This is a genomic window from Sulfuricurvum sp. (assembly GCF_023250475.1).
GTDB lineage: Bacteria > Campylobacterota > Campylobacteria > Campylobacterales > Sulfurimonadaceae > Sulfuricurvum.
Genome location: NZ_JAHFAQ010000113.1, coordinates 1 through 7,172, shown reverse-complemented (window position 1 = coordinate 7,172; position 7,172 = coordinate 1). Strand labels below are relative to the sequence as shown.

Here is a 7,172-nt window from a genome sequence, read left to right as displayed (position 1 = left end):
TGGGACTATTTAAATGACTACAATAGCGCAAAAGATTTTTATGAACAATCATTCGAAATGAAAAGTAGACTCTATTCACATCAAGATCATCCAACTACTGCCACCTCTCTTAATAATTTAGGTGGCATTTGGAAATCATTGGGGGACTCTAGCAAAGCAAAAGATTTTTTTGAAAAATCATTCGAAATGAGAAAAAGACTTTACCCAAATCAAGATCATCCAGATATTGCCAGCTCTCTTAATAATTTAGGTAGTTTATGGAGTGCTTTGGATGACTTTAGCAAAGCAAAAGATTTTTATGAAAAATCTTTTGAGATGATAAACAAACTCTATCCAAATCAAGATCATCCAGATATTATTTTTGCAATGATAAATTTGAGTACTTTATTGTGTCAGAATCCAATTTCAAGAAAAAAAGGGGTGGAATTGTTGAAACAATATAAAAAAATCGCTACAAAAGACACGGATTCGCAAAAAATTAAACAATTAATTAATCGCTACGAACCAAATATCGGAAGAGATAAATCAAAACGAAAAAAAAGATAAATCTTTTTTTAAAAACTTACCATTTCTCGGCAGCGTATAGGCAGTCATTCTATACACATCTGCCTAGTTTTCAAATCGTATACAGCAATTCCGCTATAATTTCAAATCTTTATTACAGGGTCATTCATTGCCGATTTTTAAAGTTCATACTCCGTATCAGCCTGCCGGTGATCAGCCCGTTGCAATTGATGCATTAGCCTCCGGTATTAAAAACGGTGAACGCTATGTATCCCTCGAAGGGGTCACGGGTAGCGGTAAAACCTACACAATGGCAAAGGTGATCGAGAGCGTTCAGCTGCCGACGATTATCATGACCCACAATAAAACATTGGCGGCACAACTTTACAGCGAATTTCGCTCCTTTTTCCCCGAAAACCATGTCGAGTATTTCATCAGCTACTACGACTATTATCAGCCCGAAGCCTACATTCCCAGACAAGACCTCTTTATCGAAAAAGACAGCTCGATCAATGATGAGTTGGAGCGTCTGCGCCTCTCTGCAACCGCAAACCTCCTCAGCTATGACGACGTCATCGTGGTCGCTTCCGTCTCTGCCAACTACGGGCTCGGTGATCCGGAAGAGTATGAAAAGATGGTGCAGGTTATCGCCGTCGGTGATGAAATCAACCAAAAAAAGCTCCTTCTTCGCCTCGTAGAGATGGGATATGCCCGAAATGACACCTATTTCGACGGCGGTCACTTTCGGGTGAACGGCGAAGTGGTCGATATTTATCCCCCGTACTGGCAGGATCAGGCAGTGCGGATCGAATTTTTCGGGGATGAAGTGGAGCGTCTGACCTTTTTTGAGCCGCTGAGCAACACCATGACCGAAAAGCAAGAGAGTGTTACGATCTATGCCACCAGCCAGTTTGCGGTAGGTCAAGAGAAGCTCTCCCGTGCGATCAAGCGGATCGAAGATGAGCTGGGAGAACGTCTTAACGAATTGGACAAACAAGGGAAAATTGTCGAAGCACAACGGCTCAAACAGCGATGCGAATTTGACCTCGAAATGCTTCAGGCAACGGGGATGTGCAAGGGGATCGAAAACTACTCCCGCCACCTCACCGATAAACTCCCCGGTGAAGCCCCTTATACATTGCTCGATTATTTCACCCTTCATCACGATAAATTTTTGATTATCGTCGATGAAAGTCATGTGAGTCTCCCGCAGTTTCGGGGGATGTTTGCCGGAGATAGAAGCCGCAAAGAGGTGCTCGTCGATTACGGCTTCCGTCTCCCGAGTGCCCTCGACAACCGTCCGCTGATGATCGATGAGTTTATGAACAAAGCCCCTCATTATATGTTCGTCTCCGCAACCCCGTCCGCACAGGAACTCGATATCAGCACGACGGTCGCCCACCAAATCATCCGCCCTACCGGACTGCTCGATCCGATTATCACAATCAAACCGAGTGAAAATCAGGTCGAAGATCTCCACGATGAGATCAAAAAAACGGTCGCACTCGGGGATCGGGTTCTCGTGACCGTACTCACCAAGAAAATGGCCGAAGCCCTCACCAAATACCTCGCCGATTTGGGGATAAAGGTGCAGTATATGCACTCGGAAATCGATGCCATCGAACGTAATCAGATCATTCGGGGACTTCGTGTCGGGGATTTCGACGTCCTTATCGGAATCAATCTTCTGCGAGAAGGGCTCGATCTGCCCGAAGTAAGTCTCGTAGCGATATTAGATGCCGACAAAGAGGGATTTCTCCGCTCCGAAACCGCTTTGGTACAAACGATCGGACGTGCGGCACGCAATGAACACGGGCGGGTTATTTTATACGCACAGAAAATTACCGGTTCGATGGAGCGGGCAATTGCCAAAACTACGGCTAGACGTGAAATACAAGAAACTTTCAACACCGTACACGGTATCACTCCGACAACAACCAAACGCTCTCTCGATGAGAATCTCAAACTTGAAGATGTAGGCGATTTATACAACCGTTCCAAAAAAGCGAAAACCCTTCCTGCCGCCGAACGGAAAAAGCTGATCGAAGAGTTGAACCTCAAAATGAAAGAGGCCGCTAAAAAACTCGAATTCGAAGAAGCGGCGCGGCTCCGTGACGAAATAGCAAAAATAAGGAAATTATAATCCATGCAAGATATGTTAAATAACCTCTCGACATACGGGTACATCGTACTTTTTCTCTATTCGCTGGGAGGCGGTTTTGTTGCCCTCTTAGGTGCCGGAGTCCTCAGTTTTATGGGAAAAATGGATCTTTCCCTCTCCATTGCCATTGCGTTTGCCGCCAACTTTATCGGCGATTCGCTAATGTTTTATTTTTCCCGATATCACAAACGGGAAATGATGGAATATTTCAAAAAGCACCGCCGAAAATTGGCTTTTTCTCATCTCCTCCTCAAACGAAACGGTTCATGGATTATTGTTGTCAAAAAATTCATCTACGGTCTTAAAACACTGGTGACACTTGCCATCGGTCTGACCAAATACGATTTTTGGAAATTCAGTGCCTACAATGCGCTCGGTGCCGCAATCTGGGCTGTTCTTGTCGGAGGAGGAAGCTATATGTTCGGCGGAGCACTGATAAAAGGGTACGATATGATCGTCGACAAACCTTATCTCGCCCCTATTATGTTGATACTAATCGGAGGAACTACGTGGTTCTATCTCTCGCAAGCAACCAAAAATAATAAACAAAAAAAATTGAAGAGTGAAAGTACAAAGTAAGGGTGGATGGGGAAGAGGGATTCGAACCCCCGAATGACTGGACCAAAACCAGTTGCCTTACCGCTTGGCGATACCCCAATGTGAGAGGGGGATTGTAAACAAAATCCCCTTAAATAACTTTTAGAACACTAACTTTTCGTCTGTTTTTGGTGCCTCTTCTTGAGTAGCATCCGGTGCGGCTGAAGTATCCGTAAAGGTATCCGTTCCGTTTCCATCGCTTTGTGATCCGATATGGACACCGGCAGGCACATCAAAATAGCGTTTGGTATTCGGATAAATCCGAAGCATATCTTCGTAGTAATAACGAAATACCGGAGCGGCTGCGCGTCCCCCCGTCTCACTTCGACGCATCGGCGTATTGTTGTCGTTTCCGAACCAAACGATCGTTTCGACGCTCGGAGAGTATCCGGCGAACCACGCATCGACATTATCATTGGTCGTTCCCGTTTTACCGGCGATTTCGATTCCTCCAACACGGGCAGACATACCGGTTCCGCGGCTTACAACATCTTTTAAAATTGATGTCATCAGATAGATCTGCTGCGGCGTATCTACTTGGCGGCTTTTGTTTTGATATTTGATTGTTTCCCCTTTAGGGGTAATCACTTCACGAACCAACATCGGACTCGTCAATGCTCCTCCGCTGGCGAACATTGTATAATATTTCGCCAAATCGATCGGCGAAATGGAGATCGTTCCGAGGGCAATGGAGAGGTCCGGAGGGAGGTTTTCAACAATCCCCAAACGTCTTAGCCCCTCGGTAATCTTTCCGAATCCCATATCGCTGACCATATTGATCGTCGCGAGGTTACGCGAATGCGTTATAGCATCACGGATGGTTACCATCCCCTTGTAGTCATTTTTATAGTTTTTTGGCTGCCATGTTTTCTCTTCACCGTCATTGCCCGCATACGTATAGGTACGGGCGATATCGGGAACAAGCGACGATGGGGACATTCCGCTGTCTAACGCCACTTGATAGATAAACGGTTTAAATGCCGATCCGGGTTGACGCTTTGCCTGAGTTACACGGTTATAGGGACTCAAAGAGTAATCATACCCCCCGACCATCGCTAAAACTTCTCCGGTGTAAGGATTGAGACTGATAAGAGCACCGTTAAGCTGATGCTGCATATTCTCATCCAAATCCCCCGCTTCCTGCGCCCGTTTCAAAATCTCGTCACGACCCGACTGAAGGGCTTTGTATCCCGCCTCTTGCAATCGCATATCGATAGTGGTGTAAATCTTGTAGCCGCCGCTGCGGATATCGGGAAACGCATCGCCGAGCTGACGCATTACCTCATCGATAATATAGGGACCCGAATTTTTGCTGAGGGTATCGTTAAAAACTTTTGGGCGTTCGCCGGTTGATTTTTCATACGTCGCCTGATCGATCCATCCAAGCTCATACATACGCCCGATGACTCGGTTTGCACGCCCTAGTGAGAGTTCATAGTTTTTAGTCGGAGAATAAAAATTAGGGGCTTTCGGCAACCCTACCAGCATCGCCATCTCTTTAAGGGTCAACTCTTTGAGCGACTTGCGAAAATAGCCGTCCGCCGCTGTTTTAATTCCGTAATAGCCGTGACCTAAATAAATTTCGTTGAAGTAACGTTCCAAAATTTGCTCTTTGGTCAGTTCTTGCTCAATTCTAATCGAATAGAGAACCTCTTTAAATTTACGGGAGAATTTTTTCTCACGGGTCAGGAGAGTATTTTTAACCAACTGTTGAGTAATGGTACTTGCACCCTCTTTGAGTTTTCCGGCAGTTAAGTCTTTAATGATAGCCCGCATAACCGCATCAGGATTAACTCCGCTGTGTTCAAAAAAGGTGGTATCTTCAATCGCCAAAAGTGCTTCAATCAACCTTGGAGGGATATTTTCGTACGAAACATAGTAGCGGTGTTCATCGCTGAACAGATTGGCAATTTTATTCCCATTGCGGTCATATACTTCTGTCGTCAAACGGGGTTGATATTTGATTAATTTTTGCGTTTCATACTCGAAAGAGTAAATGAGATACCCTAAAAAAACGACCGGGATTAAAATACCGATTCCCAATGCTATGAGCAGATATTTTCTCATTCTTGTCCGTAGAGGTACTTCTTCATAGGCGTTGATCAATTTCTAAATCCTCTGGTTTTAAATTCAGCGTCAATTAACGCCCGGGTATATCTCTCTTTCGGAGTTCGGATTACCTCGCTGATAATCCCTTTTTCAATCATTCGGCCTTCATTGATCACACAGATATCTTCACATAAAGCCGATGCGACACTCATATCATGGGTCACAAACAACATTGAAAAATTCATCTTTTCCTGCAGTGTTTTCAACAACCCGATCATAGAGTCTTTTGAAGCTGGATCGAGTGCCGTTGTCGGCTCATCAAGCAACAAGAGCTTTGGCTGTGATCCCAAAGCAATCGCGACAACAACCCTCTGCAACTGTCCCCCGGAGAGTTCAGGCGGAAACCGTTCCAGCAATTCTTTCTCAAGACCCAGTTGCGAGAACAGTTCAATGCACTTTTCGTTTGCAAGAAACATCTGATCTTTAATCCGTGTCAACGGAGACAAAGCGGTAAACGGGTTTTGGGGAACCAAAGAGACCGATTTGCCCCGTTCCCACTCAAAATCGCACCGCTTTTCGATAACAATCTCCAAAGAGGGATCCGAGAGCCCAAGGAGGGCTTTTAACGTCAGCGATTTACCGCTTCCGCTTTGTCCGACCAGAGCCAATGAACGCCGAATATCAAAGGCGATATCGACCAGCACTTCATCTTTATGGGTGATTCTGAGCCGATCGATATGAATGGTATTCATTATACTATTTTACCCAAATCTGTGTTAATCGCTCACATACCCGACGGAAAAATGTTTCATCAATATCAACCCTGGCGATCAAGCGGAGAATCGCTTTTTTAACCGTCGGCTGACGGATTGCTCCGACATGGAATCCCATCTCATTTTTAAGCTGTTCCTGCAGCCGTATCACTTCACGGTTATCCCCGATTTCAATCGGAACAATCAATCCTGCACACTCAATACCCAATGTCTCATAGACAATTTTCTGACGGAGAGCTATTTGTTCACACAACTCTTGGGCATGTGTCTGGATATGCTCCAAAGCATGGTGTGCCAGGGCCGTATCATAAAGTGACGGAGCCGTCGCATAAATAACGTTTTTGGCTCGGTTGAGCAAATATTCGCTGATGTGAGAGGAGGAGAGGACATAGGCACCAAAACTTCCGTACGCTTTCCCCAATGTCCCCATTTTGACCATTAAAGGGGTCGGTGTGATTTCATAATAATCGAGTATCCCCATCAAATGGTTACCGATAACCCCGCTACTGTGGGCTTCATCCAAAATCAAAATAGCTTCATGCTCTATGGAGAGTTCGATAATCTCACGCGCTACAAGATCTCCCCCCATCGAGTAAATTCCCTCGACAGCAACGATGACCCGTTTCCCGCGAGCATGTTCCAGTGCCTCTTTAAAGAGAGCCGTATCGTTGTGAGGGAAAAAAATCACCTCTCCCTCACACATCCTCGCTCCCGCTATACCGCTCGCATGGTACTCTTCATCCATCAGCAGCACATCCCCTTTGCGGACAAGCGCTTCAATCAGACCGATATTGGCGTTAAAGCCGCTCCCCATAACGATTCCCGCTTCAAACCCGTTCGCTTCACATAAAGCGTTCTCGAATGCCGCATGTATCGGGTGGTAACCATTGACCAGCATCGACGATTTAGGGGCATGCTCGCTATAGCAAGAAAGGGTTTCGCATGCTTTGCGATGGAGTTCTTTGTGATGTGCCAATCCCAGATAATCGTTCGATGCCGCATCGATCAGCGTATCGTTACGAAGGTGGCGTTCACGATAACGGCCTGAACGCCTGAGCGCTTTAAGTTCGCTATCATAGGGGTGTTTT

6 protein-coding genes and 1 tRNA gene are annotated in these 7,172 nt (G+C 45.7%); 3 read left to right on the top strand and 4 right to left on the bottom strand.

What is annotated here, in order from left to right:
- The 3 genes from Q0C19_RS09830 to Q0C19_RS09820 form a co-directional block, all read left to right on the top strand.
- The coding region (locus tag Q0C19_RS09830; RefSeq protein ID WP_295055541.1) for a tetratricopeptide repeat protein at positions 1-546 on the top strand (546 nt) is incomplete at its 5' end.
- Positions 547-673: 127 nt separating this feature from the next.
- Positions 674-2,647: an excinuclease ABC subunit UvrB gene (gene uvrB, locus Q0C19_RS09825; RefSeq protein ID WP_295055538.1), complete on the top strand. Its 1,974-nt coding sequence runs from the start codon at positions 674-676 to the stop codon at positions 2,645-2,647.
- A gap of 3 nt (positions 2,648-2,650) precedes the next feature.
- Positions 2,651-3,244 carry a DedA family protein gene (locus tag Q0C19_RS09820; RefSeq protein ID WP_295055536.1) on the top strand — a complete coding sequence of 198 codons (594 nt, stop codon included), beginning with the start codon at positions 2,651-2,653 and terminating at the stop codon, positions 3,242-3,244.
- 3 nt (positions 3,245-3,247) lie between these two features.
- On the opposite strand, the gene Q0C19_RS09815 is transcribed toward Q0C19_RS09820, so the two are convergent.
- The 4 genes from Q0C19_RS09815 to Q0C19_RS09800 form a co-directional block, all read right to left on the bottom strand.
- Positions 3,248-3,322, bottom strand: a tRNA-Gln gene (locus tag Q0C19_RS09815).
- Positions 3,323-3,364: 42 nt separating this feature from the next.
- A complete protein-coding gene (locus Q0C19_RS09810; protein WP_295055534.1) occupies positions 3,365-5,329 on the bottom strand; it encodes a penicillin-binding protein 1A in 1,965 nt (654 codons plus the stop codon).
- A 35-nt stretch (positions 5,330-5,364) separates the two neighbouring features.
- Entirely contained in the window at positions 5,365-6,063 is a 699-nt protein-coding gene (locus Q0C19_RS09805; RefSeq protein ID WP_295055532.1) for an ATP-binding cassette domain-containing protein, read from the bottom strand.
- Positions 6,064-6,067: 4 nt separating this feature from the next.
- The coding region (locus tag Q0C19_RS09800) for a pyridoxal phosphate-dependent aminotransferase family protein (protein WP_295055530.1) at positions 6,068-7,172 on the bottom strand (1,105 nt) is incomplete at its 5' end.

What these genes read in the sequence shown, in the direction of transcription:
- Q0C19_RS09820 (WP_295055536.1), top strand. Translation starts at nt 2,651, where the DNA reads ATGCAAGATATGTTAAATAACCTCTCGACATACGGGTACATCGTACTT.
- Q0C19_RS09810 (WP_295055534.1), bottom strand. Translation starts at nt 5,329, where the DNA reads ATGAGAAAATATCTGCTCATAGCATTGGGAATCGGTATTTTAATCCCG.
- Q0C19_RS09805 (WP_295055532.1), bottom strand. Translation starts at nt 6,063, where the DNA reads ATGAATACCATTCATATCGATCGGCTCAGAATCACCCATAAAGATGAA.